A 24,271-nucleotide genomic window follows, 5' to 3' on the forward strand; every position below is an offset into this window, starting at 1 on the left:
GTGAAACGAAGTCAAAAGATCGCAGCCTTCGGCAGCTCCTACATTGATCGGCGTAGGAGCTGCCGAAGGCTGCGATCTTTTCAGGTACCACTCAAATCTTGGCCGTGTTCCACCGCGCCAACAACGCTGGCAACTCGGTCAAACTGCGAATCTCGGCATCTGGCGCCTTGTCGGCTTCCCACACCTTGCCCGCCGGGTTGAACCAGATGGCCCGCAACCCTGCCTGCTGGGCGCCGGCAATGTCATCGCCTGGATGATCGCCGATATGCACTGCGGTCTCTGCGGTCGCACCGCCGCGTTTCAGGGCTTCGTGGAACAGTCGGGCATCGGGTTTGGCGATGCCGATATCCTCTGCGCACAGGATGAACTTGAAGTAATCCGCCAGCCCCAGCCGCCGCACATCCGCATTGCCGTTGGTGACCACGCCCAAAGCGTAGTGATTGGCCAGAATCTCCAGCGTCGGTTGCACCTCGGGGAAGATTTCCAGCTGATGCCGTGCATGCAAAAACACTTCGAAGCCCTGATCCGCCAGTTCGGTAGCGTGTTCGTGGGCGTAACCGGCTTCTTCCAGGGCGTGGAACAGCACCCGGCGACGCAGGGCGCTGATGCGGTGCTTGAGGTGGGGTTCGTGGCTCAATACCCGCTCACGAATGGTCCACAAATGATCTACCGGCAAGGCACCGAGGTTCGGCGTGTGCTCGGCCAGCCACTGGCGCAGCACCGCTTCAGCGCTGACGATCACCGGGGCGGTGTCCCACAGGGTGTCGTCGAGGTCGAAGGTGATCAATTGGATTGTCATTGCTCATCGCCTTTGATGCGTTTGGCCCGTGGATGGGCGCTGTCGTAGACCGTGGCCAAGTGCTGGAAGTCCAGGTGGGTGTAGATCTGCGTGGTTTTGATGTCCGAGTGGCCGAGCAATTCCTGCACCGCGCGCAGGTCTTGCGAGGACTCCAGCAAGTGGCTGGCAAAGGAGTGTCGCAACATGTGCGGGTGCAGGTTTTGCCCCAGTTCGCGCTCGCCGACGGCTTTGACCCGTGCCTGAACGGCCCGTGAGCCGAGGCGTCGGCCCTTCTGGCTGACGAATACCGCATCGTCCACCGGGTTCGCCATAGCCCGCAGCGGCAGCCACAATTCCAGGGCTTCGCGGGCCTTCTTGCCGACCGGCAGCACCCGGGTCTTGCTGCCCTTGCCGAGCACTTGCACCAGACCGTCCGCCAGATCCAGCTGTTCAAGGTTGAGCCCGGTCAGCTCCGACAGGCGCAAACCGGACGAGTAAAACAGCTCAAGAATCGCCTGGTCACGACGGGCCATGAAGTCGTCTTCAACGGCGCCATCGAGCAGTTGCAGCGCACGGTCGGTGTCGAGGGTTTTTGGCAGGCGGCGTTCGCCCTTGGGGGGCGCCAGGCCGTTGGCCGGGTCGTGGTCGCAGAGGCCTTCGCGGTTCAGGTAGTTATAAAGCCCGCGTACCGCCGAGAGCAGCCGCGCCAGGCTGCGCGAGGATTGTCCTTGTGAGTGCAAGCGGGCGATCAGGCTGCGCAGGCGCTGGATGTCCAGCGCGGTCCAGCTGTCGATGTTCTGTTTATTGCAGTGCGCCAGGACCTTGTTCAAGTCACGACGGTAGGCTTCCAGTGTGTGAGGCGACACCTGACGCTCACTGCGCAGGTGCTCGCAGTAGGCGTCCAGTTGTCGTTCCATGGTCAGCGTACCGAGCGTAGCGAAGTGTTGACCCGTGGCAGTACGCGGCCCATGACTTCAGCGATGTAGCTGAGGAACAACGTGCCCACCGAGCTTTTGTAGTGCTGAGGATCGCGACTGGCGATCGCCAGGACACCGTGCAGGCCTTGATGGCTGATGGTGACCACGGCGGTGGAGCCGATCTGCTTGCGCTGTTCTTCGCCGAACAGGAAGTCCAGCTCGTGTTCGCGCAGGCTGCCGCTGACGCATTTGTTTTCCGACAACAAGCCACCGATCGCCTTTTGCGCGTCGGCAGCGGTCACCCAGCGGCCGACTGGCAAGGGTTCGTCACTGAACAGGATCAGGCTGACAAAGGGCACCTGGAAGTCCTGGCGCAGGCTGTCTTCGACGCTGATGACCACGTCGTCCAGGCTGCTGGCGTCCATCAACGCGAGCGTCAGTCGGCGGGTTTTGTCGAACAGCCGGTCGTTGTCACGGGCGACGTCCATCAGCTGCGAGAGGCGATGGCGCATCTCGATGTTGCGTTCGCGCAGGATTTTCATCTGGCGCTCGACCAACGAGATGGTGTCGCCGCGCTGGTGCGGAATGCGCAGTGCCGGGAGCAGTTCTTCGTGCTCGACGAAGAAATCCGGATGAGCCTCCAGGTACGCGGCAATCGCCGCCGCCTCCAGGCTTTCGGAAGAGGATTCGTCGGGCTGTGGGGCTGGAACCTGAGGCTGATCAGTCATGTATTTCGCTCACTCAAAGACGCACTTGTCCTTCGTATACGCGCACTGCCGGGCCGGTCATCATCACCGGTTGGCCAGGACCTGCCCATTCAATGGACAAGCGCCCGCCGGGCAGGTCGATCAATAGCGGCGAATCCATCCACCCCTGGCTGATCGCGGCCACTGCGGCGGCGCAGGCGCCGGTCCCGCAGGCCTGGGTTTCCCCGGTACCGCGTTCCCAGACGCGCAACTGCGCGCGGCTCCGGTCGATGACCTGGAGAAAACCGACATTGACCCGCGCCGGGAAGCGTGGATGGTTTTCGATCTTCGGTCCCAGTTCATGCACCGGTGCATTGTTGATGTCACTGACCCGCACTACGGCGTGGGGGTTGCCCATGGATACTGCGGCGAGCTCGACGGTTTGACCATCGACTTCGACCTGATAACTCAAGGCCTGAGCCGGCGCCTGAAACGGAATGTCAGCCGGCACCAGGCGCGGTGCACCCATGTTGACGCTGATCTGGCCGTCGCTGCGGATATCCAGCTCAATGATGCCGCTTTTGGTCTCGACGCGAATCTGCCGCTTGGCGGTCAGGCGCTTGTCCAGAACGAAGCGCGCGAAGCAGCGCGCACCGTTACCGCATTGCTCCACTTCGGAACCGTCGGCGTTGAAGATCCGGTAACGGAAATCCACGTCCGGGTTGCTCGGCGCTTCGACGATCAGCAACTGGTCGAAACCGACGCCGGTGTGCCGGTCGCCCCATTGCTTGGCGTGCTTGGGCAGAATGTGCGCGTGCTGGCTGACCAGGTCGAGGACCATGAAGTCGTTGCCCAGGCCGTGCATCTTGGTAAAACGCAGCAGCATGGGTTTACTCCGGCAGCAGGCTTTCGCCAGCAAACAACTCGGCTACCGTCTCGCGGCGACGCACTTCAACGGCCTGATCACCGTCCACCAGCACTTCGGCGGCGCGGCCGCGAGTGTTGTAGTTGGAGCTCATGACAAACCCGTAGGCACCGGCCGAATGCACGGCCAGCAAGTCGCCTTCTTCCAGCGCCAGTTGACGATCCTTGGCAAGGAAGTCGCCGGTTTCGCAGATCGGCCCGACGATGTCGTAGGCGCGCGCCGGGGTTGCACGCGGGCGCACGGCCGTGACGTCCATCCAGGCCTGATACAGCGCTGGGCGGATCAGGTCGTTCATGGCCGCGTCGACGATGGCGAAGTCTTTGTGTTCGGTGTGCTTGAGGTACTCGACCTGAGTCAGCAACACGCCGGCGTTGGCGACGACGAAGCGGCCCGGCTCGAACACCAGCGTCAGATCGCGACCCTCGATGCGTTCGCGGACGGCTTTGATGTAGTCGGCAGCCAATGGCGGCTCTTCATCGCGATAACGCACGCCCAAACCACCACCGAGGTCGATGTGGCGCAGGTAGATCCCGCAATCGCTCAGACGGTCGATCAGCGCCAGCAGGCGGTCGAGGGCATCGAGGAATGGGGGCAGGGTGGTCAGTTGCGAGCCGATGTGGCAATCGACGCCGACCACTTCCAGGTTAGGCAATTGCGCGGCGCGGACGTACACGTCTTCGGCGTCAGCGATGGCGATGCCGAACTTGTTTTCTTTAAGGCCGGTAGAAATGTACGGGTGAGTACCGGCATCGACATCCGGGTTCACGCGTAGCGAGATCGGCGCGCGAACACCGAGTTCGGCAGCGACGACTTGCAGGCGTTCGAGTTCGTCGGTGGATTCGACGTTGAAGCAGTGCACGCCGACTTCCAGGGCACGACGCATGTCTTCACGGGTCTTGCCGACGCCAGAGAACACGATCTTGTCGGGCTGGCCACCGGCGGCCAGAACACGTTCCAGCTCGCCACGGGAGACGATGTCGAAACCAGCGCCCAAACGCGCCAGGACATTCAATACACCCAGGTTGGAGTTGGCCTTGACTGCAAAGCAGATCAGGTGCGGCGTGCCGGCCAGGGCGTCGGCGTACGCCAGGTACTGGGCTTCGATGTGTGCGCGGGAGTAGACGTAGGTCGGTGTGCCAAAGCGTTCGGCGATGGCGGACAGGGCAACACCTTCCGCGAACAGCTCACCGTCACGGTAGTTAAAAGCGTCCATGATGTTCCCTTAGTAGGTGCTGGTACTGGTGCTGTGCTGGTGCGCTTTGGACTGCGACGACTTCGCCTGCTCTTCAGGAGATTTGCTGTCATCGGGCAGATACAGCGGACCCTTTTGACCACAGGCAGTGACAAGGCAGGCAACCGCGACGAGCGCAGCAAGGGAAGAGATCAGGCGCTTCATGGCGAAATCCTTGAAAATGCGTTAATTGCGCCGGAGTATACCGGCCACCCGGCAGCTTGCCTATGCGACGGACCACCCGTCCGGCGGGCCTTAGCCTGCGGCAGGTGGTCAATCGGCGCGAGGCGCGCGGATATTTCCCACCCTTGTCTGGGGTCGGTATCCTTTGCAATCGCTGGGGCTCGGCCGTATCTTGCGGCGCTTGAGCGTGAGTAGACACTTTTTGAGGTTCCTGCAATGAGTTTGACTGAAGCCCGTTTCCACGATCTGGTCGATGCCACCCAGCAGACGCTGGAAGATATTTTCGATGAGAGTGGCCTGGATGTTGATCTGGAAAGCTCGGCCGGTGTACTCACCGTCAAGTTCGAAAGCGGTAGCCAGTTGATTTTCAGTCGTCAGGAACCGCTGCGTCAGCTGTGGCTGGCGGCCGTGTCTGGCGGTTTCCACTTCGACTATGACGAAGAAAGCGAGCGCTGGATGTGTGACAAGAGCGAAGAGCAACTCGGCGAGATGCTTGAGCGCATCGTCAAGCAGCAGGCTGACGTCGAACTCGATTTCGAAGGGCTGTGATCTTGTGAACGAGGCTGCGCCCGCCCGCCCGCCAAAGCCGCTGTACAGCAACGTCAGCGCGGCGGTGCCTTCGCCGTGCACCAGCGTCTGTCGACTGGACGAGCAGAAAGTCTGCCTGGGTTGTTTTCGCCACGTCGAAGACATCCGCGAATGGCGTTCGGCCGACGACGATCGACGTCGGGTGATTTGCGCCCAGGCTCAACAGCGCAAGGCTGCAAGCCACCCGTAGGAGCTGCCGCAGGCTGCGATCTTTTGATCTTGCCCTTTACAGACTTCTGCACCAATCGCGACGCGCCGGAAAGATCGCAGCCTTCGGCAGCTCCTACAGAAATCGTGATGCCTGAAAAGATCGTAGCCTGCGGCAGCTCCTACAGGGATTGTGCGGGCTGTCCGGTGCTGGCTTGTATATTTTTTGAGCTGTGATAGTGTCCGGATACGCCTCAACTCATCGAGGCCCGTGAAAACCCCGCCTATTTCTGGCGGGGTTTTGCTTTTGTCGTGCAGAAAAAAGGAGTCTGCCTTAATCATGACCGCACCTTCCATCATCCTTACCCGTCTGGACGTGCAACGTCTGGAGCGTTTGATCGACAGCCTGGATGACTCGCTGCCAGGTGTTATCGCGCTGCAAACCGAGCTGGATCGCGCCGATACGCTGGTCGGTCACGATGAAGTGCCTGCCGATGTCGTGACCATGAACTCTCGTGTGCATTGCCGTGAAGAAAGCAGCGGCAAGGACTATCACCTGACCCTGGTTTATCCACGGGATGCCAATGCCGACGAAGGCAGGATTTCCATTCTTGCGCCGGTCGGCAGCGCATTGCTCGGTTTGAAGGTTGGCCAGCACATTGACTGGCCGGCACCGGGCGGCAAAACCCTGAAGCTGACACTGCTTGAGGTTGAGTCGCAGCCCAAGAATGGCGGCGACTGCACGTTCTGAAACGCCTCAGACCTGTTCGAGCGCCTTGTTCAGTGCGCGCTCCAGGTCTGCCTTGTAGCGCAGGTAAAGATTGCTTGAACTCTGACCATCACCGAGCAGGCCGGACAGGTCCAGGTCGGTGATGTAGCAGCGATAGTGTTGCGCCTCGCGACGCTGCCCGACGATCTCCTGCGCCACCACGGCAAAAAGCTGGTCGCCGTGCTCCAGCTCGGAAAACTCTCGCTGATTGCAATACAGGGTGACCTGTCCTTGCCCTGGTACGGCTTTGCCGACAATCGCCTGCACGTCGTAGAACGGCTTGTTCACCGGTGTCCGTGGCGCCGGCCGTGGCTCGACCCGGCGTGCACGTTGGGTGCCCGACGGCAGCAGTTGGTAGTACAGGGTTTCCAGCACCGTCACCGGTTGAGCAGCATCCATCGGCAGCAGCGCGTCACGGCGATACAGGATCGATTGCAGGAAACGTTGCAGTGGCACCAGCAGGCTTTGCTCGTCGTGATACGGCTGGCGCTGTTGCCACAGGGCATTGAACTCATCCAGCACGTACAACTCGGCACAGGCATCGTAGATGCGGTAGAACACCTGAATGCAGTCGGGCTGCCCCATCGGCAGGATCAACGCCAGATCGTGATCCTCCAGTGCCATCGGGTCCAGTTGCAGCGGGCTATAGCGTGTCAGGTCTTCGCTCAGGTAATCGAGCAGCGCCGGCAGACTGGCCAGCGCGACATGCTTGACCTGACCGGGCACCAGTTCCAGCACGTGGTAATGCTGCTGGACCTGAATCAGGTAGCGATGATTGAGCTGGCTGAGCAGCAGGTTCTGCGCGGTATCGAGGACTTCTTCGACACGTTGGGCGATGAACTGCGCACGGTTATGGCAGAAGCAGCGCACTCGCAGTCGAGGTTGCTCCGGGCCGCTCGGCAGGTTGTTGAGGTAATCGCGCAGGCAGTCGAGCAGGGCGTGGGCGCCGTCGTAGCGGCTGACCAGCACTTCGTTCCAGCTGTTGAGCGTGACTTGGTCGAGGGTCAGCACCAGGTTCTCGCGCACCCCGGCGTAGCTCAGCGAGTCGGTGCGCTCGGTGGTCATCAGGATATTCAGGTCGCGGTGATGCTTGAGCGGGTCGACGCCAACGTTCACCAGGATCAGCACTTCGCTCGGCACGCTGGGGCGCAGCAGTTGTTCTTCGTTGACGCTGGTCAGGGGCAGGGCGATGGTCTGTTGCAGGCTGCCCAGCAGGTTGAACAGTTCGAATTCGCTCAAGTCGCTGCTGCCGGGGTGTAAGGCCAGGCGCGTGCTGCTGTCGATCACGCCGTTGCGGTGGCACCAGGTCAGCAGTTCCAGCAGTTCGCGGCTGCGCTTGATCGGCGCGAAATGCTCCCACTCCAGATTACTCAGGTTACCGTTGTACAAACCCCAGTGGGTCTGCCCCGGTTCTTTCTTGTTCGCTGACTGGACGAGTGTCAGTGTGTCTTCAGCCAGGTCTGGCGCAATGCCCGGGTTGATGAACTCGATCTTGTCGGCCTTGCGTTCGAAGGCCGCGTACAGCCTGCGACCCAGTACGTTGAGGTCGCGCTTGTTGATCAGGCTGACGGTTTGTTCGGTGCGGGCGAACTGGGTCAGGAAGCGATAGCTGTAGTTCAATTCGTTGACCAGTGCGCGGCGCTCAGAGCTGACCTGGCGGACTTTCCATTGGCTGCGGCTGTCGAGCATCGCCAGTTGTCGGTGATCCCAGCCCCATTCTTGAGCCAGTCGCTCCAGTAGCAGGCGCTGCCAGCTTTTGCTGCGCTGGCCACGGGTGTCGGTCAGCTTGCGATTGACCTTGAGGTACAAGGCACGCCGAACCAGCTCCAGACGTTCCGGCTCGCCGCGGGTCGTGAGGTACTCTTCGATGCGCCGGTAGACGACGATGTACGGGTCCAGCTCATCCAGGTCGAGGCGGTTGGCGAACACCGCGTGCTTGAAGCGCAGACTCAGGCATTCGACATTCGGGTGTTCGCTGGCGTAGACCTCGGTCAGCAGCAGTTTGAGCACCGACTTGTAGGGTGACTCGATGCCTTTGAACAACTGCCAGAGCCCGGCCCCGATGAACTCGCCGGGCGGAATGTGCGCCAGGTGGCCGAGATCGAGGGTTTCGTCGGCGCGGATAAAGCGTTTAGACAGCAGCGTATGGGTGTACTGGTCGTAGCCGGCCTCTTCGTATACCGGCACCAGCCACCAGATCGGCGTGCGCCCGGCGAGCCAGATGGCGGTGCGATAGAACTCATCGAGCAGCAAGTAATGCTGGGTGGTGCCACAGTCGTCGGAGCTCAATTGGGTGTCGCGTTCGCCACGGACGAAACGTTGCGGGTCGATCAGAAAGAAATGCGCCTCGGCGCCTTGGCTGGCGGCCCAGACTTCCAGCAACTGACACTTTTTACGCAGTTCGGCGAGTTCGTTTTCACTCAAGTCCGAGGCGTGGCAGACCCACACGTCCATGTCGCTCTGATCGGCCTGAGCGAGGGTGCCGAGACTGCCCATCAGGAACAAGCCATGAATCGGCCGCGGCGGATTGCCGTGGCGGGGCTTGTAGGAGAAGGAGCGGGTCAGGCGTTGCGCTTCGGCGAGCGCCGTGGTGTCAGGCTCGAAGTTTGACAGCCCGGCCGGCGTACTGCCCGAAACGTAACCTGGCAACAGCGGGTGATTGACGTGGAAGAACAGCGGCAGCAGCGTCAGCACCCCTTGCTGGCGGGGTGACAACCCTTCCATGGCTCGGGCCAGGCGGCCGTCATTGAGCTTGAGAAAGCGCGCGCGCAACTGGCTGAGAACCTTGCGATCGATTCCTTCGTCCAGGTCGGGGCGGATTTCATGGGTGCGGGTCATGTCAGCTCAAACCAGCTCGCAGTGCTCGAACGTGGGAAAGTCTCAGGGCAGCGGGCAGTTTACAGCCTGACGCTCAGGACTTTTAAGCTGAATTTTGGTTTCTGACGTCAATTTTCTATCGATGGGCGACAGTCTGCCCGCGGAAATCCCGTAGCAGGGGTTTCCGTGGGCGATACGGTGGCGATTATGCGGTTTCTTTAACGGACAGGATGGTCAGAACGGACTGCACATTCTGTGCGGCATCGCGACCCAGGCTGGTCAGATAACCGCCATCGGGCTGGGTGATCAGCTCCTTTTCGAACAGGCGTTGTGCGGCGGCAATGGCTTTCGGGGCAGCGGTCTGATGGATTTTCAAACCTTCCTGGGAACTGTCCAGGTTGAAGAGTGCAAGGATTTCCAGTTCGGCAACCAGCTCAGGGGTAAGCGACATAAGGACTCCAGACTTTCTAGGAATTAGACGATAGCGTCCCTAAGGTGAACGCACTCGGGCGAGCTGTCCAGTGTTGGCTTAGAGCTTTTCGCCGCAGGCGCGAGTGCGCGCCTACGGATCTGATGGTTTACTTTTTTTCTGGCGGCAACTCTGGCAGTGCTCGCAGCGCGGTTTCATACCATTCGGTATTGAACGCACGGTCTTCTTCGAGGATGGCGTCGATTTCAACGGCCAAAACGTGGGCCATCAATTGCAGGATTTCTTCACGCTCGTAACCGACCAGGGTCAGTTTGTTGAACGTCGCCTTGGCGGCTGGCGGGTTGTCGCTTTCGATCTGGTTTTCGATCGCTTCGATCAGGGTGGTTTCGGCGAACTCTTCGTCGTCGATATCGTCGTCTTTGTTGGTGCCGGGGGTTGGCTCGCTCATGGCAGGCTCCTCAAGGAAAGGTCGCCAGTTTACCTGCATTCAGCAGTGCGATGCTGCTGGCGAGAGTGCCCCCGACGTTCTATAACAGTCGCTGCCAACCCCTGCACGGCCTGGAGGCTATGTGATGCTCAAGCTTTATGGATTTTCCGTCAGCAACTACTACAACATGGTTAAACATGCGTTGCTGGAGAAGGGCCTGCCCTTTGAGGAAGTAGCGTTTTACGCCGGTCAAAGCCCTGAAGCGCTGGCCATCAGCCCGCGCGGCAAGGTTCCGGTGTTGGGTGTCGAACAAGGGTTCGTCAACGAGACCAGCGTGATTCTTCAGTACCTCGAAGACACGCAAACAGGTCCAGCGCTTCTGCCTAAAACACCGTTCGAGCGGGCTCAGGTTCTGGCGCTGGCCAAGGAAATCGAGCTGTACATCGAACTGCCGGCTCGCGCCTGTTTCGCTGAGGCCTTTTTCGGCATGCCGGTGCCGGAAGCGATCAAGGAAAAAGCCAAGGCCGAACTGCTGCTGGGGATTGCGTCGCTGGGACGTCACGGCAAGTTCGCGCCGTACGTGGCGGGCGAAACCCTGAGCGTGGCGGATCTGTACTTCCTGTATAGCCTCAGCCTGGCCTGCGCGGTCGGCAAAAAGCTCTTCGATCTGGATCTGTTGGCCGAACTGCCGGCTGCCAGGGCATTGCTTGAGCAATTGGAGCAGACACCGCATGCCAAGCGGATTGCGGCGGACAAGGAAGCGGCGATGCCAGGGTTTTTGGCGATGATTGCTTCCAGGAAGTAAAAAAGATCGCAGCCTGCGGCAGCTCCTACGCAGGCTGCGATCTTTTGGGACCGCGAAAGCTTAGCGGCTGGCCAACAGCGCCTGGCCGCGAACCACGGCTGCCTTGACCTGCACCGGCGCAGTGCCGCCGATGTGGTTACGGGCATTCACCGAGCCTTCCAGGGTCAGAACGGCAAACACGTCCTGCTCGATCTGGTCGCTGAACTTGCGCAGTTCTTCCAGGCTCATCTCCGCCAGATCCTTACCGGTTTCCACGCCGTACTTGACCGCGTGACCGACGATTTCGTGACAGTCGCGGAACGGCAGGCCACGGCGCACCAGATAATCCGCCAGGTCGGTCGCCGTGGAGAAACCGCGCAGTGCCGCTTCACGCATGATGGCGTGCTTTGGCTTGATCGCCGGGATCATGTCGGCAAACGCCCGCAGCGAGTCGCGCAAGGTGTCGGCGGCGTCAAACAACGGTTCCTTGTCTTCCTGGTTGTCCTTGTTGTAGGCCAGTGGCTGGCCTTTCATCAGGGTCAGCAGGCCCATCAGCGCGCCGAATACCCGGCCGCTTTTACCGCGCACCAGTTCCGGGACGTCAGGGTTTTTCTTTTGCGGCATGATCGAGCTGCCGGTGCAGAAGCGATCAGGCAGATCGATGAACTGGAATTGTGCGCTGGTCCACAGCACCAGCTCTTCGGAGAAGCGCGACAGGTGCATCATCGCGATGCTCGCGGCCGAGCAGAATTCGATGGCGAAGTCGCGGTCCGACACGTTGTCCAGCGAGTTGCCGCCAACAGCGTCGAAGCCCAGCAATTGGGCCGTCAGTTCGCGGTCGATCGGGTACGTGGTGCCGGCCAGTGCAGCGCTGCCGAGCGGCATGCGGTTGGTGCGCTTGCGGCAATCGACCAGGCGCTCGTAGTCGCGGCTGAGCATTTCGAACCAGGCCAGCATGTGATGACCGAAGGTCACGGGCTGTGCGGTTTGCAGGTGGGTGAAGCCGGGCATGATGGTGCCGGATTCGCGCTCTGCCTGTTCCAGCAGACCTTTTTGCAGGCGGGTGATTTCGCCCAGGATCAGGTCGATCTCGTCACGCAGCCACAGGCGGATATCGGTCGCCACCTGGTCGTTACGGCTGCGGCCGGTGTGCAGCTTTTTGCCGGTGACGCCGATGCGGTCGGTCAGACGCGCTTCGATGTTCATGTGCACGTCTTCGAGGTCGATACGCCAGTCGAAGGTACCGGCCTCGATTTCACTCTGGATGGTCTTCAGGCCGTCGATGATGCTGTCGCGCTCGGCATCGGTCAGCACGCCGACCTTGGCGAGCATGGTGGCGTGGGCGACAGAGCCCATGATGTCGTGACGATAGAGGCGTTGGTCGAATGTGACGGAGGCGGTGAAGCGGGCGACGAAAGCGTCGACGGGTTCACTGAAGCGGCCGCCCCAGGACTGATTGGTCTTGTCAGTGCTCATGAATTCGCTCGTGATCGGCTGAAGGAAGATGGCGTAAAACCTGCTGCGGATAATAACAGGGTTGCCAATCCTGTCGGTGACACTGGTCGATACGTTTTTTTCTTATTTGGCCGGCCATACTCAAAGGGCTGCCTCTGCGATTACGCAACGATATTTGTCAAATGAGCACTTTCGTCGTGGCAAACGTCTACAGTTGGACTTGAGGGTCAGCGCAATTGTCGATCGTGTGGTGAACCTCAACCGCATTGCTGTAAAGCGCGCAACGTCAGCGTCGACGCCGACTATAAGAGAAGAGGGGTGTTCATATTGTGTATCAGCAATCCCTACGGTGACGCCACGCCGCGGCTGGCTTCGAATGGAACTGCGCAGGCACCGATAAATATTGCAACCCGACGTGCGGCACTTTTCGGCGCTCGCGCTAGTCTTAGCGTGGATCGCGGTGACGGACGTCACTTCACCTGTCTACGCTATCCTTGTGCGAGACTCACGCAGGAATCCAGCGCAATATGAATGTCCTGATCGTTGATGACGAACCCCAAGCCCGCGAGCGCCTGAGCCGTATGGTCGGCGAGCTCGAGGGTTACAGTGTCCTGGAGCCCAGCGCCACCAATGGCGATGAGGCATTGACCCTGATCGACAGCCTGAAGCCCGATATCGTGCTGCTCGACATCCGCATGCCTGGCCTCGACGGTTTGCAAGTCGCTGCCCGCTTGTGTGAGCGCGAGACGCCACCGACGGTGGTATTTTGTACGGCCCAGGATGAATTTGCCCTGGACGCCCTGCAAACCAGCGCGGTGGGTTACCTGGTCAAACCGGTGCGTTCGGAGCAGCTGCTCGACGCCCTGAAAAAAGCCGAGCGCCCCAACCGCGTTCAGCTCGCGGCGCTGACTCGGCCAGCGGCAGAAAGCGGCAGTGGCCCTCGCAGCCATATCAGTGCACGAACCCGCAAAGGCATCGAGCTGATCCCGTTGGCTCAAGTGGTCTATTTTATCGCCGACCACAAATACGTGACCTTGCGCCACGAAGCGGGCGAGGTTCTGCTGGACGAGCCGTTGAAAGCCCTCGAAGACGAATTTGGCGACCGCTTTGTGCGTATTCACCGCAATGCGCTGGTGGCGCGCGAGCGTATCGAGCGATTGCAGCGCACGCCGCTTGGGCACTTCCAGCTATTTCTCAAGGGTCTTAACGGTGACGCGCTGATTGTCAGCAGGCGTCATGTCGCAGGTGTGCGCAAGATGATGCAACAGCTTTAGCCCGCTGTTCGCGCACGGATTTCACTCCCCATTGCCGGGCAGGTGAGGCCAGGGAGGCCGCGAAGTTTCTGATACAAGTCAAAGCGGATTTGGCTGAGCTGTTATTATCTGCCGTATCTATTCAGTACGGATTGATCCATGTCCCCTCGCGAAATCCGCATCGCTACCCGCAAAAGTGCCTTGGCCTTGTGGCAGGCCGAATACGTCAAAGCTCGTCTGGAACAAGCCCACCCGGGTCTGGTCGTGACGCTGGTGCCGATGGTCAGTCGCGGCGACAAGCTGCTCGACTCGCCATTGTCGAAAATCGGCGGCAAGGGTCTGTTCGTCAAAGAGCTGGAAACCGCGTTGCTCGAAAACGAAGCCGACATTGCCGTGCACTCGATGAAAGACGTGCCGATGGACTTCCCTGAAGGTCTGGGTCTGTTTTGCATCTGCGAGCGCGAGGACCCTCGTGACGCCTTTGTTTCCAACACCTATGTCAGCCTCGACGAACTGCCACAGGGCAGCGTGGTCGGCACCTCCAGCTTGCGCCGCCAGGCACAGTTGCTGACCCGTCGCCCGGACCTGCAAATCCGCTTCCTGCGTGGCAACGTCAACACGCGCCTGGCCAAGCTCGATGCGGGTGAGTACGACGCGATCATCCTCGCGGCAGCCGGTTTGATTCGCCTGGGCTTCGAAGATCGCATCGCCTCTTCGATCAGCGTCGACGACAGTCTTCCCGCTGGCGGTCAGGGCGCGGTCGGCATCGAATGCCGCAGCGCCGACAGTGAAATTCATGCACTGCTCGCCCCTCTGCATCACCAGGACACCGCCATCCGGGTCACCGCCGAGCGTGCGCTCAACAAGCATTTGAATGGCGGCTGTCAGGTGCCGATCGCTTGTTATGCGGTGCTCGAAGGCGAGCAGATCTGGCTGCGTGGTCTGGTGGGTGATCCGAAGGGTGGTCTGCTGCTGACTGCCGAGGCTCGTGGTCCGCAAAGTGCGGCAGCGGCGCTGGGCGTTCAGGTTGCTGAAGACCTGTTGGCGCAGGGTGCCGATGACATTCTGCGTGCGGTCTACGGCGAGGCCGATCCAGAGTGACGGACTGGCGCTTGCTGCTGACGCGCCCAATCGATGAGTCGGCGGCGCTGGCGACCGTTCTGGCCGAGGCCGGGGTGTTCAGCAGCAGCCTGCCGTTGCTGGACATCGAACCGCTGCCGAATGCCGATGCGCAGCGGACGATGATTCTGGCGCTGGATCAGTATTGTGCGGTGATTGTGGTGAGCAAGCCAGCAGCGCGGATCGGGCTGGATCTGGTCGGCCAGTGCTGGCCGCAGCCACCGGTCCAGCGCTGGTTCAGCGTGGGCGCGGCGACGGCGCAGATTCTCGCGGATTATGGCCTCGATGTGAGTTGTCCTGATGAGGGCGATGACAGCGAAGCATTGCTTGAACTGAGGCAATTGCGCGAGGCTATCGCACGGCCCGATGCTCGTGTGTTGATCATGCGCGGCGAGGGTGGACGTGAACTGCTCGCAGAGCGTTTGCGCGAGCAAGGTGCTAGTGTCGATTATCTGGAGTTGTACCGTCGCGGCTTGCCGCAGTATGCCAAGGGCGCGTTGTCTGAGCGGATTCAATCGGAACGCTTGAATGGCCTGGTGGTCAGCAGTGGACAGGGTTTTGAGCACCTGCGTCTATTGGCGGGCAGTGCCTGGTCTGAGTTGGCGCGGTTGCCATTGTTTGTTCCGAGCCCTCGGGTAGCCGAGATGGCGCTGGCCGCAGGCGCCCAAACAGTTGTGGATTGTCGTGGCGCCAGTGCTACGGCTTTGCTAACGGCGTTGCGGGAAACCCGGCCCGTTCTCTAATGCAAAGGATGGATACGTGAGCGAAACAGCCTTGCCTAAAGATGAAGTCCAGCCTGCGCTTGATGCGCCGGTTGAAACTGTGAAGAGCCCTGAGCCGCGTCGTGGCAACGGGCTGGTAATCCTGGCAATGTTGCTGGGCGCCGCGGGTGTTGCCGCTGGTGGTTGGGGGATCTGGCAGGTGCGTAGCCTGCAAGCCAACAACCAGCAACAATTGGGGCAATTGCAGGCCCTGAATGATCAGGCGCAAAGCCTCAAGCTCAATGAACAGCGTCTGACGGCCCGGCTTGAACAATTACCGCCTGCCGATGAACTGGAAGACCGGCGACGCCTGGTGATTCAGTTGCAGGGCGACCAGCAGCGCTTGAATCAGCGTCTGGAAACGGTTCTGGGCGCCAGCCGCAAGGATTGGCGTTTGGCCGAGGCCGAGCACCTGCTGCGTCTGGCCAGCTTGCGTCTGTCTGCCTTGCAGGACATCAGCAGCGCTCAGGCGCTGGTGCAAGGTGCCGATGAAATCCTCCGCGAGCAGAATGATCCGGGCTCTTTCGCCGCCCGCGAGCAGATCGCAAAAAGTCTTGCAGCGCTGCGCAGTACCGAGCAACCGGATCGCACCGGGTTGTTCCTGCAACTGGGCGCCCTGCGCGATCAAGTGGTCGAACTCAGTGAGCTCGCCCCCGAGTTTCATGAGCGCGATTCGCTGTCGGGCCTGACTGCCGAAGGCGATGGTGCCAGTCGCTGGGCGCAATGGTGGGACCAGATCTCGCGCTACATTCGCATCGATTTCAACGCCGATAAAAACATTCGTCCATTGCTCGCCGGGCAAAGCCTGACCCAGGTTCGTCTGGCTCTGGGCCTGACACTTGAGCAAGCGCAATGGGCCGCGCTCAACGGCCAGGCGTCGGTGTACACCCAGGCGCTGGCCGAAGCACGTGATGTACTCAAGGGCAGCTTCAATCAGGACAACCCGCAAAGCAAAGTGATGCTCGAACAGGTTGCCGAGTTGAGCAAGCAACCGGTAACGGTTATCACGCCTGACCTGACCACCACCCTGAGCACGGTGCAGGCTTACCTGGAGCGGCGTAACGTCAGTGCCGAGGACTCGGTGAAACCTGTCGTCAAGCCAGCCGCGGGCACTGCGCCGGGGACCAGCCCATGAAGCGACTTTATGTGATTGTGTTTTTGCTCATCGCCGCCGCCGGGGTCTTGGGGCTGGCCATCGCCCAACACTCGGGTTACGTGCTGATCGCCTACAAGACCTTCCGCTACGAATCGAGTCTGTGGGCGACCCTGGCACTGGTGGCGGTGATCTGGCTGGTGCTGTGGGGGATCAAGATGCTGATCGAGTTGGTGGCCACTTCCAGTGGTGTGGTCAACCCATGGTCGAACCGCAACCGCAGTCGTCGTGTGCAAGTGGCGATCGAGCACGGTCAGCTGGACCTTGCTGAAGGTCGTTGGGCCAGCGCTCAGCGTCACCTGTATCGCGCCGCTGAAGCGGAACGCCAGCCGCTGCTCTACTACCTGGGTGCCGCGCGAGCGGCGAACGAGCAGGGCCACTATGACGAAAGCGACAGCCTGCTGGAGCGTGCGCTGGAGCGTCAGCCTCAGGCCGAGTTGGCGATTGCCTTGAGTCACGCGCAGTTGCAGACCGACCGTGGTGATACCGACGGTGCGCTGACAACACTGCAGGCCATGCACGAACGTCATCCTCATAGCGTTCAGGTCTTGCGTCAGTTGCAACGCTTGCTTGCGCAGCGCGGCGACTGGTCGGCGGTCATCCGCCTGTTGCCGGAATTGCGCAAGGACAAGGTTCTGCCGGCCAGCGAGCTGACGGAGCTGGAGCGTCGGGCCTGGGGTGAAAACCTCACCTTGGCAGCTCGTCGGGAGGAAGACGGCGCCGTTGGTTTACAGGCGCTCAACCGCGCCTGGCAACAGCTGACGTCCGCTCAGCGCCAAGAGTCGCAGTTGGTGCTTGCCTATGCCGAACAGTTGCGACAACTGGGCGCGGAGGTCGAGGCGGAGGAAGTTTTGCGCGGGGCACTCAAGCGTAAATATGACAGCCATCTGGCACGACTGTATGGCTTGCTGCGTGGCAGCGACCCGGCGCGGCAATTGCAGACGGCTGAGGGCTGGTTGAAGGACCATCCTGGTGACCCGAGCTTGCTGCTGACCCTGGGTCGGTTGTGCTTGCAAAGCAGCCTGTGGGGCAAGGCGCGGGACTATCTGGAAAGCAGTCTGCGTGTACAGCGTAATCCCGAGGCCTGTGCCGAGCTCGCACGCCTGCTGGCTCAGCTGGGTGATACCGAGCGTAGTAATCAGCTCTTCCAGGAAGGCCTGGGCCTGCTAGACAAGCGCCTGCTGGCCTCGCCTTTGCCGGTGCCTGCGCGCGCACAAGCATAAGGTGCTGGATGACCGGGTCGCCCGAGCAGGCGACCCGGCCGTTTGAAAACCGCGAAATTTCCCCCCGGTACGCCGGCTGTAGGCAGCGTCTTACAATGGACTACATTTGGTCCTGTCTCTTCTGTCGGGAATTCCTTACATCTGTGGCGAAGTCTCCACACGGTGTTGCCTTGAAAGGCCAGAGGGCTTTCCTCTACCGTAACTACCTGTCTCTTCTGTTACGGATAAGCCATGTCTTTGGCCTGCACACGCTCCTTGTTTTTCATGGCTTTCATCGCGGGTGCCCTGGCCTTGGGTGCTTCGTACTATCTGGAGTTCGCAATCGGGCTCAAGCCGTGCGCACTGTGTCTGGTACAGCGGTTTTTTCTGGCCCTGTTCACGACGGTCTGCCTGATTGCCGTGCTGCACGGGCCCATGCGCCTGGGCTGTTTACTCTATTGGTTGCTCGGCCTGTTCAGTAGCCTAGCGGGAATGGTGACGGCGTGGCGCCAGGTAGTATTGCAAAGCGATCCGGCTCAACACGTGTCGGGGTGCTCTCCCGGCCTGGAAGGTCTGTTCACCGACATGCCCTGGCTGTGTGTTGTGAAACGGGTATTCAGCGGAACCGCTGACTGTGCGGAAATTTCCTGGACGCTGTTCGACCTGAGTATTCCCGAATGGAGTCTGTTGTTTTTTGTCGCAGTGACGATTCTCGGGGCTTTTCAGATCGAGCGGCTGGTCTGGTACGCGTATCAGCGACCGATCAGCGGCGAGTCGTCGCACCGGGGCAGGCTGGACGATTAAACACTTGTATGAACTTTATCTCCTGCGTACCTTGAAGCTGTTGGCGCGCGGGCATAATCTGGCCCGCACGTATCATTGGAATTGTTACTCGATGGTGCTCTGCCTGGCCAAATCTTGATCTTCAAGTCTTGCGGCGAGTGCGGGCGGCATTACCCATAAGGGAAGAGAGATCACCATGCTCGAAAGTTGTCAGAATGCTCAGGAACGCTGGGGTGGAGTGCATCTGCTGATCGATCGTTGGTTGCAGGAGCGTCACGAACTGGTTCGAGCCTATGATGCTCTCGGCGCCAAGCCTGAGGCTCTGGGCGAAAACCGCAAGCCGTTGCAGGAGTTCTGTGGTGTCCTGGTCGATTACGTCTCTGCCGGCCACTTCGAAATCTACGAACAGCTGACGGGCGAAGCCAAGGCGTTCGGTGACTCACGCGGGCTTGAATTGGCCGAAACCATTTATCCGCGCATCGATGTGATCACCGAGAAGCTGCTGGCTTTCAACGATCTCTGCGATCAAGGCAAGTGCGTTGCCGAGAAATTCCAGGAGCTCGGCGGTCTGTTGCACGAGCGCTTCGAACTGGAAGATTGCCTGATCGAAGTGCTGCACACGGCTCACAAGGAAGAAACTCCAGAGCAAGCCTGAGTTTCCCTTGTTGTAACCGGTCTTTGAAACGGTGCGCTCTGCGCGCCGTTTTTCGTTTGCAGGATTGCTCAGCCGGTCGCGCCGAGCAATTCGATTTCAAACACCAGAGGCGTGAACGGTGCGATCAGGTCACCTGCGCCGTCAGCGCCATAGGCCTGGGCCGATGGAATCACCAGGCGCCATTTCGCACCCACCGGCATCTGTTGCAGTGCACTGCGCCAGCCACTGATCACGCTGTCGAGGCTGAACCATTGCGCCTGACTGTTCTGATCGAACACCGTGCCATCGGGCAGCTTGCCAATGTAGCGAACCTGCACCTTGCTATTGGGGCCGGGCTTGGCACCATTGCCCGCGACCAGTTCGGTCAGCAGGATGCCATCCGCCAGTTCGCGAACTCCGGGTTTTGCCTTCTCGGCCGTCAGGAAACGTTGTTCCTTGTCCAGCGCAACTTCGCTTTGCGGTATGGCTGGCTGCTCGGCAATTTGCGCTTCGTGCTCGGCCAGGATCTTTTCGATCTGCTGATCTTTCAGCGCGAGTGGCTTGCCTTGATAGGCTTGCTGCAAGCCTTCCACCAATGCCTGGATTTGCAGATCGGGAACCTCTTGGCGCAGACGTTCACCCAGACTTGCACCCAGGCTGTAGGCGAGATCATGGGCGTCATTTTCCGTGGTTTTTTCCGCGGCCTGGGCCATCGAAAAAAACACGCATAAGGGTAAAAAAAGGTAACGCGACATGGGCACTCTCCAGCCTGAGATGCGGGGGATTATGCCAGTGAGGATGCCGTGACCGGTGAACTGCTTTGACGTGTGTGCAGAACATTTTCAATTGGGTGCAACGCACAGCAATCGATACTGTCAACATGCCCTAGCGGCGGTAGCAGCAGAGGTCTAGTATGAGCCGCACTCACGTCAGCCAGGAGGTAAACCATGTCGGCCAATAAGAAGCCTGTAAATACTCCGTTGCACCTACTCCATCAGCTTTCGGGCAGCTTGCTCGAGCATTTGGAAAACGCTTGTTCCCAAGCCTTGGCTGATGCTGAAAAACTGCTCGCCAAACTGGAAAAGCAGCGCGGAAAAGCACAGGAAAAACTGCACAACTCTCGCACCAAATTGCAGGACGCTGCGGCGGCCGGCAAAGCCAAGGCACAAGCCAAGGCCAAAGATGCGATACAAGAACTTGAAGATCTGCTTGATGCGCTCAAGGATCGTCAGTCCGAGACGCGTAGCTACATTTTGCAGCTCAAGCGCGATGCCCAGGAAAGCCTGAAACTGGCCCAGGGTATTGGTCGCGTGAAAGAGGCTGTCGGCAAAACGCTGACCTTGCGTTCGGCCAAGCCAGCCACCGCAGCTACCGCCGCGAAAAAGCCAGCTGCCAAACCGGTAGCCGCGAAAGCACCGGCCAAGGCTCCAGCGAAAGCAGCAGCCAAACCTGCAGTGAAAAAACCAGTCGCTGCCAGCGCCGCTAAACCGGCTGCCAAACCGACCGCTGCTAAACCAGCTGCCGCCAAACCAACAGCCAAACCGGCTGCTAAAACTGCCGCTGCCAAACCGGCCGCCAAACCTGCAGTAGCGAAAACCGCAGCGGCCAAGCCAGCAGTTGCCAAAGCACCGGCCAAGCCAGCTGCCGCTGCCAAGCCGGCAACTTCCAGCGCGGCCAAACCCGCTGTTACGAAACCCGCTGCCAAGCCAGCGGTGAAAAAGCCAGTCGCGGCAAAACCTGCTGTCGCCAAGCCAGTGGCTGCAAAACCGGCAACCGCACCAGCGGCCGCCAAACCAGCGACGCCGGCACCGGCTGCTTCGCCAGCTCCAGCCGCTTCGCCTGCACCGGCAGCGGCTGCAAGCACTATCAGCACCCCGACCCGCGCTTCCTAAGTGCCGGTCACCGCGACGCGCAGCTGATGCAGCGCGTCGCGGTTCAGGTTGGCGGCGCCCGCCGTCAATCCTTCCAGCCACACGGCCAAGTCTTTGGCTTGACCTTCCGGCCATGCTTGCGCCGCGTTCTCCAGGCGCAACAACAGTTGCCGCTCCGCTTCCAGCTCCAAAGCTTTGACTTGCGCTCGTAACGTGTTCAGTTCCTCGTCGTCGAGGGCCGCGGCCTTCCACTGCGTGCGCAGTTGTCGCAGCGGTTGCACGACTTCCGTATGCCACGGCCCGGCCAGGTGCTGGAGTTGTTGCAGGCGTTGTGCATTGCATCTCACGCCGCGATGTCCGAGCCAGGCTGCGCACAACAGCAGGCAAACATTGGCCCCGGCTGCTTGCAGCTTCAGGCAGGCGTCTTCAACACCCGGTCGGGTGTAAAGGGTAAGGGAAAAGCTCCACAGGTCAGAGGACATAGTGCTACTCGCGCCAGTTGCGAGCGAAGCTGGTAGACTCCGCCGCCATTATGATCCGACTTCAGAACCTTACTTTACAGCGTGGCCCGCAACGTCTGCTAGAAGACGCCGAGCTGACCTTGCACGCCGGCCACAAAGCCGGCCTCATCGGTGCCAACGGCGCCGGCAAATCGAGCCTGTTCGCCTTGCTTCTGGGTGACCTGCACCCGGACTCGGGTGACTGCTTCTTGCCGGCCGACTGGCGCATCGCCCACATGCGCCAAGAGATCGACACCCTCGATCGCATCGCGGTCGACTATGTGCTCGATGGTGACCTGCGCCTGCGCGAGGTGCAACGTGATCTCGCCGCAGCCGAAGCGGCCCATGACGGTGCCGCGCAGGCGCGTCTGCACGCAGAACTCGACAGCGCCGACGGGTACACCGCCGACGCCCGGGCGCGCAAGTTGCTCGCGGGCCTGGGGTTCACCAATGAGCAGATGGATCGTCAGGTCGGAGATTTCTCCGGTGGCTGGCGGATGCGTCTGAACCTGGCGCAGGCGCTGATGTGCCCGTCGGACCTGTTGTTGCTCGACGAACCGACCAACCACTTGGACCTCGACGCCATCATCTGGCTGGAAGAGTGGCTCAAGAGCTATCCCGGCACCTTGCTGCTGATTTCCCACGACCGCGACTTCCTCGACGCCGTGGTCGATCATGTGGCTCACGTCGATCAGCGCAAGATTACCCTCTACCGCGGTGGCTACTCGGCGTTCGAACGTGCCCGTGCCGAACGTCTGGCCCAGCAACAACAGGCCTACGAGAAGCAACAGGCGCAACGTGCGCACATGGAAAGCTATATCGCCCGCTTCAAGGCCCAGGCCACCAAGGCCCGTCAGGCCCAGAGCCGGATCAAGGCGTTGGAGCGGATGGAAGAGTTGTCCGCCGCCCACGTCGATTCGCCGTTCGACTTCGTCTTCCGCGAGTCGGTGAAAATTTCCAGTCCGTTGATCGACCTCTCCGATGCCCGTCTGGGTTACGGCGAGAGAGCCGTGCTGGAGAAGGTCAAACTGCAACTGATTCCCGGCGCGCGGATCGGTTTGCTCGGCCCCAACGGTGCCGGTAAATCGACGCTGATCAAAAACCTCGCCGGTGAACTCGAGCCATTGTCCGGCCGACTGACCCGTGGCGAGAACACGGTCGTGGGCTACTTTGCCCAGCATCAACTGGACTCGCTGGATTCCAAGGCCAGCCCGTTGCTGCACTTGCAGCGTCTGGCGCCGACCGAACGTGAGCAGACCCTGCGCGACTTCCTCGGTGGTTTCGACTTCCGCGGTGCGCGGATCGACGAGCCGGTGCTGAATTTCTCCGGCGGCGAAAAGGCCCGACTGGCGCTGGCGTTGATCGCCTGGGGCCGGCCGAACCTGTTGCTGCTCGACGAACCGACCAACCACCTGGACCTGGAAATGCGTCTGGCGCTGACCATGGCCCTGCAGGAATTCAGTGGCGCAGTGCTGGTGGTCTCCCACGATCGTCACCTGCTCAAAAGCACCACGGATAACTTCTTCCTGGTGGCCGATGGCAAGGTCGAAGAGTTCGACGGCGATCTGGAAGACTACGCCCGTTGGCTAGTCGATTATCGCCAGCGCAATGCACCGGTGAACAACTCGCCAGTCAACCCGGACAAGACCGACAAGAAAGCCCAGCGTCAGGCCGCTGCTGCGTTGCGTCAGCAACTGGCGCCGCATAAACGCGAAGCTGACAAGCTCGAAGCCGAGTTGGGCAAGTTGCACGAGAAGCTGGCGAAGATCGACACCAGCCTCGGCGATAGCGATATGTACGAGCCGGCGCGCAAGAACGAGCTGCGTGATCTGCTGGCCGAACAGGCCAAGCTGAAAGTTCGCGAAGCCGAGCTTGAAGAAACCTGGATGGAAGCCCTGGAACTGCTCGAAAGCATGCAGGCGGAGCTGGAGGCGCTGTCCTGACGGAGGCCTTCCAGCGCTCGGTACGACGCAGGCACGGCAGCGACGTGTTGCCGAGCGGCTTCGAAAGTGGCCAGGCTGCCGGTAACGCTGGTCGGCAGGGTAGTTTTTCTGCAAAAAATCGATAGTCATTCGCAGGCCAGCACATTAGCTTAGACGTCTATAACGAGTCTGAGTCGAGGTGTGCGATGGTGCTTGAGACATGGCTGGCGTTTTTTGCCGCCTGTTGGGTGATCAGCCTTTCCCCGGGCGCCGGCGCCATTGCGTCGATGTCCTGCGGCTTGCAATACGGTTTCTGGCGCGGCTACTGGAACGCCTTGGGCCTGCAACTGGGTCTGGCGATGCAGATCGCGATTGTCGCCGCCGGTGTGGGCGCAATCCTCGCCACCTCGGCCACGGCTTTCTACGCGATCAAATGGTTTGGCGTGGCTTATCTGGTGTATCTGGCGGTCAAGCAATGGCGTGCGCTGCCCAGCAACATGAGCGATGACGCAGCCATTCGGCAGATCGGCAAGCCACTGGCGCTGGTGTTTCGCGGTTTCCTGGTGAATGTCAGCAACCCCAAGGCGTTGGTGTTCATGCTGGCGGTGCTGCCGCAGTTCATCGACCCCCACGCGCCGCTGGTGGCGCAGTATCTGATCCTTGGCGTGACCATGATCTGCGTCGATCTGATTGTGATGGCGGGTTACACCGGCCTCGCGTCCAAGGTGTTGCGCTTGCTGCGTACACCCAAGCAGCAGCGCCGTATGAATCGCACCTTCGCCGGTTTGTTCATTGGCGCGGCAGGTTTGCTGGCGACCATTCGTAAAGCCGCGGTATAACGTTTTCAGCCATTTTTCAGCCATAAAGAAAGGCGACCCGGTGAGGTCGCCTTTTTCGTTTGTGCGTTTTGAAAACCCATACGATCTGCAACAAAGC

At 60.5% G+C, this 24,271-nt stretch carries 26 protein-coding genes and 1 pseudogene; 15 read left to right on the forward strand and 12 right to left on the reverse strand.

Features of this window, described 5'->3' with window-relative positions; all coding sequences use genetic code 11:
- Positions 1-91: 91 nt before the first annotated feature.
- Genes AC1RPZ_RS04730 through lptM form a run of 6 tightly spaced genes read right to left on the reverse strand, consistent with a single transcriptional unit; the run spans position 92 to position 4,702 of the window.
- Entirely contained in the window at positions 92-799 is a 708-nt protein-coding gene (locus tag AC1RPZ_RS04730; RefSeq protein WP_401119933.1) for an HAD family hydrolase, read from the reverse strand.
- Positions 796-1,695 carry a tyrosine recombinase XerC gene (gene xerC / locus AC1RPZ_RS04735; RefSeq protein ID WP_493135340.1) on the reverse strand — a complete coding sequence of 300 codons (900 nt, stop codon included), beginning with the start codon at positions 1,693-1,695 and terminating at the stop codon, positions 796-798. Before xerC ends, AC1RPZ_RS04730 begins: the two co-directional genes overlap by 4 nt.
- Before the next feature lie 2 nt (positions 1,696-1,697).
- Complete coding sequence (locus AC1RPZ_RS04740; RefSeq protein WP_493135342.1) at positions 1,698-2,423, reverse strand: DUF484 family protein; 726 nt, start codon at positions 2,421-2,423, stop codon at positions 1,698-1,700.
- 13 nt (positions 2,424-2,436) lie between these two features.
- Positions 2,437-3,267, reverse strand: a complete 831-nt coding sequence (gene dapF, locus AC1RPZ_RS04745) for a diaminopimelate epimerase (RefSeq protein ID WP_493135343.1) — start codon at positions 3,265-3,267, stop codon at positions 2,437-2,439.
- Positions 3,268-3,271: 4 nt separating this feature from the next.
- Complete coding sequence (gene lysA, locus AC1RPZ_RS04750) at positions 3,272-4,519, reverse strand: diaminopimelate decarboxylase (RefSeq protein WP_493135345.1); 1,248 nt, start codon at positions 4,517-4,519, stop codon at positions 3,272-3,274.
- A gap of 9 nt (positions 4,520-4,528) precedes the next feature.
- Entirely contained in the window at positions 4,529-4,702 is a 174-nt protein-coding gene (lptM, locus tag AC1RPZ_RS04755) for an LPS translocon maturation chaperone LptM (RefSeq protein WP_019694236.1), read from the reverse strand.
- A 234-nt stretch (positions 4,703-4,936) separates the two neighbouring features.
- Between lptM and cyaY the strand changes: the two genes are divergently transcribed.
- From cyaY to rnk, 3 genes are all read left to right on the forward strand, one after another.
- Entirely contained in the window at positions 4,937-5,269 is a 333-nt protein-coding gene (gene cyaY / locus AC1RPZ_RS04760) for an iron donor protein CyaY (RefSeq protein ID WP_493135347.1), read from the forward strand.
- Between the two features lie 4 nt (positions 5,270-5,273).
- Positions 5,274-5,498 (forward strand): DUF1289 domain-containing protein, encoded by a 225-nt coding sequence (locus AC1RPZ_RS04765; protein WP_493135349.1) that lies wholly within the window; start codon positions 5,274-5,276, stop codon positions 5,496-5,498.
- A 297-nt stretch (positions 5,499-5,795) separates the two neighbouring features.
- Complete coding sequence (gene rnk, locus AC1RPZ_RS04770) at positions 5,796-6,206, forward strand: nucleoside diphosphate kinase regulator (RefSeq protein WP_493135351.1); 411 nt, start codon at positions 5,796-5,798, stop codon at positions 6,204-6,206.
- Between the two features lie 6 nt (positions 6,207-6,212).
- Here rnk and AC1RPZ_RS04775 read toward each other — a convergent pair whose 3' ends face one another.
- From AC1RPZ_RS04775 to AC1RPZ_RS04785, 3 genes are all read right to left on the reverse strand, one after another.
- Positions 6,213-9,062: a class I adenylate cyclase gene (locus AC1RPZ_RS04775; protein WP_493135353.1), complete on the reverse strand. Its 2,850-nt coding sequence runs from the start codon at positions 9,060-9,062 to the stop codon at positions 6,213-6,215.
- Positions 9,063-9,246: 184 nt separating this feature from the next.
- On the reverse strand, positions 9,247-9,492 hold the full coding sequence (locus tag AC1RPZ_RS04780; RefSeq protein ID WP_493135354.1) for a TIGR02647 family protein: 246 nt from the start codon (positions 9,490-9,492) through the stop codon (positions 9,247-9,249).
- Between the two features lie 127 nt (positions 9,493-9,619).
- Positions 9,620-9,919 carry a hypothetical protein gene (locus AC1RPZ_RS04785; RefSeq protein WP_493135356.1) on the reverse strand — a complete coding sequence of 100 codons (300 nt, stop codon included), beginning with the start codon at positions 9,917-9,919 and terminating at the stop codon, positions 9,620-9,622.
- A gap of 124 nt (positions 9,920-10,043) precedes the next feature.
- Here AC1RPZ_RS04785 and AC1RPZ_RS04790 point away from each other — a divergent pair, with 124 nt between their 5' ends.
- Positions 10,044-10,703: a glutathione S-transferase family protein gene (locus tag AC1RPZ_RS04790; RefSeq protein ID WP_493135358.1), complete on the forward strand. Its 660-nt coding sequence runs from the start codon at positions 10,044-10,046 to the stop codon at positions 10,701-10,703.
- Between the two features lie 60 nt (positions 10,704-10,763).
- On the opposite strand, the gene argH is transcribed toward AC1RPZ_RS04790, so the two are convergent.
- Positions 10,764-12,158, reverse strand: a complete 1,395-nt coding sequence (gene argH, locus AC1RPZ_RS04795; protein ID WP_493135360.1) for an argininosuccinate lyase — start codon at positions 12,156-12,158, stop codon at positions 10,764-10,766.
- A 264-nt stretch (positions 12,159-12,422) separates the two neighbouring features.
- On the opposite strand from argH, the pseudogene AC1RPZ_RS04800 reads away from it, so the two are divergent.
- The 8 genes and pseudogenes from AC1RPZ_RS04800 to rsd all read left to right on the forward strand — a co-directional run.
- A pseudogene (locus AC1RPZ_RS04800) lies at positions 12,423-12,668 on the forward strand (sensor histidine kinase); the annotation flags it as partial.
- The gene (locus AC1RPZ_RS04805; protein WP_493135362.1) at positions 12,665-13,411 is read left to right on the forward strand and encodes a LytR/AlgR family response regulator transcription factor; all 747 of its coding nucleotides are present in this window, start codon (positions 12,665-12,667) and stop codon (positions 13,409-13,411) included. The pseudogene AC1RPZ_RS04800 and the gene AC1RPZ_RS04805, both read left to right, overlap by 4 nt.
- A 138-nt stretch (positions 13,412-13,549) precedes the next feature.
- Positions 13,550-14,491, forward strand: coding sequence for a hydroxymethylbilane synthase (hemC, locus tag AC1RPZ_RS04810; protein WP_493135364.1), 942 nt, complete (start codon positions 13,550-13,552; stop codon positions 14,489-14,491).
- Positions 14,488-15,252 carry a uroporphyrinogen-III synthase gene (locus tag AC1RPZ_RS04815; RefSeq protein ID WP_493135366.1) on the forward strand — a complete coding sequence of 255 codons (765 nt, stop codon included), beginning with the start codon at positions 14,488-14,490 and terminating at the stop codon, positions 15,250-15,252. Before hemC ends, AC1RPZ_RS04815 begins: the two co-directional genes overlap by 4 nt.
- Before the next feature lie 16 nt (positions 15,253-15,268).
- Complete coding sequence (locus tag AC1RPZ_RS04820) at positions 15,269-16,405, forward strand: uroporphyrinogen-III C-methyltransferase (protein ID WP_493135368.1); 1,137 nt, start codon at positions 15,269-15,271, stop codon at positions 16,403-16,405.
- Positions 16,402-17,646 carry a heme biosynthesis protein HemY gene (locus AC1RPZ_RS04825; RefSeq protein ID WP_493135370.1) on the forward strand — a complete coding sequence of 415 codons (1,245 nt, stop codon included), beginning with the start codon at positions 16,402-16,404 and terminating at the stop codon, positions 17,644-17,646. Before AC1RPZ_RS04820 ends, AC1RPZ_RS04825 begins: the two co-directional genes overlap by 4 nt.
- 231 nt (positions 17,647-17,877) lie before the next feature.
- Positions 17,878-18,429: a disulfide bond formation protein B gene (locus AC1RPZ_RS04830; protein ID WP_493135372.1), complete on the forward strand. Its 552-nt coding sequence runs from the start codon at positions 17,878-17,880 to the stop codon at positions 18,427-18,429.
- Between the two features lie 175 nt (positions 18,430-18,604).
- Complete coding sequence (rsd, locus tag AC1RPZ_RS04835; RefSeq protein ID WP_493135374.1) at positions 18,605-19,063, forward strand: sigma D regulator; 459 nt, start codon at positions 18,605-18,607, stop codon at positions 19,061-19,063.
- A gap of 68 nt (positions 19,064-19,131) precedes the next feature.
- Here the strand turns inward: rsd and AC1RPZ_RS04840 are convergent, their stop codons facing one another.
- The gene (locus tag AC1RPZ_RS04840) at positions 19,132-19,797 is read right to left on the reverse strand and encodes an FKBP-type peptidyl-prolyl cis-trans isomerase (protein ID WP_493135376.1); all 666 of its coding nucleotides are present in this window, start codon (positions 19,795-19,797) and stop codon (positions 19,132-19,134) included.
- 192 nt (positions 19,798-19,989) lie between these two features.
- Here AC1RPZ_RS04840 and AC1RPZ_RS04845 point away from each other — a divergent pair, with 192 nt between their 5' ends.
- Entirely contained in the window at positions 19,990-20,934 is a 945-nt protein-coding gene (locus AC1RPZ_RS04845) for an AlgP family protein (protein ID WP_493135377.1), read from the forward strand.
- On the opposite strand, the gene AC1RPZ_RS04850 is transcribed toward AC1RPZ_RS04845, so the two are convergent.
- A complete protein-coding gene (locus AC1RPZ_RS04850; protein ID WP_493135379.1) occupies positions 20,931-21,395 on the reverse strand; it encodes a TIGR02444 family protein in 465 nt (154 codons plus the stop codon). The two genes, AC1RPZ_RS04845 and AC1RPZ_RS04850, sit on opposite strands and share 4 nt — an antisense overlap.
- A gap of 50 nt (positions 21,396-21,445) precedes the next feature.
- On the opposite strand from AC1RPZ_RS04850, the gene abc-f reads away from it, so the two are divergent.
- The gene (gene abc-f, locus AC1RPZ_RS04855; protein WP_493135381.1) at positions 21,446-23,356 is read left to right on the forward strand and encodes a ribosomal protection-like ABC-F family protein; all 1,911 of its coding nucleotides are present in this window, start codon (positions 21,446-21,448) and stop codon (positions 23,354-23,356) included.
- A 185-nt stretch (positions 23,357-23,541) separates the two neighbouring features.
- Entirely contained in the window at positions 23,542-24,174 is a 633-nt protein-coding gene (locus AC1RPZ_RS04860) for a LysE family transporter (RefSeq protein WP_493135383.1), read from the forward strand.
- The last annotated feature ends 97 nt before the right edge of the window (positions 24,175-24,271 follow it).

The sequence above is a fragment of the Pseudomonas sp. GW822-FHT02D10 genome (assembly GCF_058802345.1).

What these genes read in the sequence shown, in the direction of transcription:
- AC1RPZ_RS04730 (WP_401119933.1), bottom strand. Translation starts at nt 799, where the DNA reads ATGACAATCCAATTGATCACCTTCGACCTCGACGACACCCTGTGGGAC.
- xerC (WP_493135340.1), bottom strand. Translation starts at nt 1,695, where the DNA reads ATGGAACGACAACTGGACGCCTACTGCGAGCACCTGCGCAGTGAGCGT.
- AC1RPZ_RS04740 (WP_493135342.1), bottom strand. Translation starts at nt 2,423, where the DNA reads ATGACTGATCAGCCTCAGGTTCCAGCCCCACAGCCCGACGAATCCTCT.
- dapF (WP_493135343.1), bottom strand. Translation starts at nt 3,267, where the DNA reads ATGCTGCTGCGTTTTACCAAGATGCACGGCCTGGGCAACGACTTCATG.
- lysA (WP_493135345.1), bottom strand. Translation starts at nt 4,519, where the DNA reads ATGGACGCTTTTAACTACCGTGACGGTGAGCTGTTCGCGGAAGGTGTT.
- lptM (WP_019694236.1), bottom strand. Translation starts at nt 4,702, where the DNA reads ATGAAGCGCCTGATCTCTTCCCTTGCTGCGCTCGTCGCGGTTGCCTGC.
- cyaY (WP_493135347.1), top strand. Translation starts at nt 4,937, where the DNA reads ATGAGTTTGACTGAAGCCCGTTTCCACGATCTGGTCGATGCCACCCAG.
- rnk (WP_493135351.1), top strand. Translation starts at nt 5,796, where the DNA reads ATGACCGCACCTTCCATCATCCTTACCCGTCTGGACGTGCAACGTCTG.
- AC1RPZ_RS04775 (WP_493135353.1), bottom strand. Translation starts at nt 9,062, where the DNA reads ATGACCCGCACCCATGAAATCCGCCCCGACCTGGACGAAGGAATCGAT.
- AC1RPZ_RS04780 (WP_493135354.1), bottom strand. Translation starts at nt 9,492, where the DNA reads ATGTCGCTTACCCCTGAGCTGGTTGCCGAACTGGAAATCCTTGCACTC.
- AC1RPZ_RS04785 (WP_493135356.1), bottom strand. Translation starts at nt 9,919, where the DNA reads ATGAGCGAGCCAACCCCCGGCACCAACAAAGACGACGATATCGACGAC.
- AC1RPZ_RS04790 (WP_493135358.1), top strand. Translation starts at nt 10,044, where the DNA reads ATGCTCAAGCTTTATGGATTTTCCGTCAGCAACTACTACAACATGGTT.
- argH (WP_493135360.1), bottom strand. Translation starts at nt 12,158, where the DNA reads ATGAGCACTGACAAGACCAATCAGTCCTGGGGCGGCCGCTTCAGTGAA.
- AC1RPZ_RS04805 (WP_493135362.1), top strand. Translation starts at nt 12,665, where the DNA reads ATGAATGTCCTGATCGTTGATGACGAACCCCAAGCCCGCGAGCGCCTG.
- hemC (WP_493135364.1), top strand. Translation starts at nt 13,550, where the DNA reads ATGTCCCCTCGCGAAATCCGCATCGCTACCCGCAAAAGTGCCTTGGCC.
- AC1RPZ_RS04825 (WP_493135370.1), top strand. Translation starts at nt 16,402, where the DNA reads ATGAAGCGACTTTATGTGATTGTGTTTTTGCTCATCGCCGCCGCCGGG.
- AC1RPZ_RS04830 (WP_493135372.1), top strand. Translation starts at nt 17,878, where the DNA reads ATGTCTTTGGCCTGCACACGCTCCTTGTTTTTCATGGCTTTCATCGCG.
- rsd (WP_493135374.1), top strand. Translation starts at nt 18,605, where the DNA reads ATGCTCGAAAGTTGTCAGAATGCTCAGGAACGCTGGGGTGGAGTGCAT.
- AC1RPZ_RS04840 (WP_493135376.1), bottom strand. Translation starts at nt 19,797, where the DNA reads ATGTCGCGTTACCTTTTTTTACCCTTATGCGTGTTTTTTTCGATGGCC.
- AC1RPZ_RS04845 (WP_493135377.1), top strand. Translation starts at nt 19,990, where the DNA reads ATGTCGGCCAATAAGAAGCCTGTAAATACTCCGTTGCACCTACTCCAT.
- AC1RPZ_RS04850 (WP_493135379.1), bottom strand. Translation starts at nt 21,395, where the DNA reads ATGTCCTCTGACCTGTGGAGCTTTTCCCTTACCCTTTACACCCGACCG.
- abc-f (WP_493135381.1), top strand. Translation starts at nt 21,446, where the DNA reads ATGATCCGACTTCAGAACCTTACTTTACAGCGTGGCCCGCAACGTCTG.
- AC1RPZ_RS04860 (WP_493135383.1), top strand. Translation starts at nt 23,542, where the DNA reads ATGGTGCTTGAGACATGGCTGGCGTTTTTTGCCGCCTGTTGGGTGATC.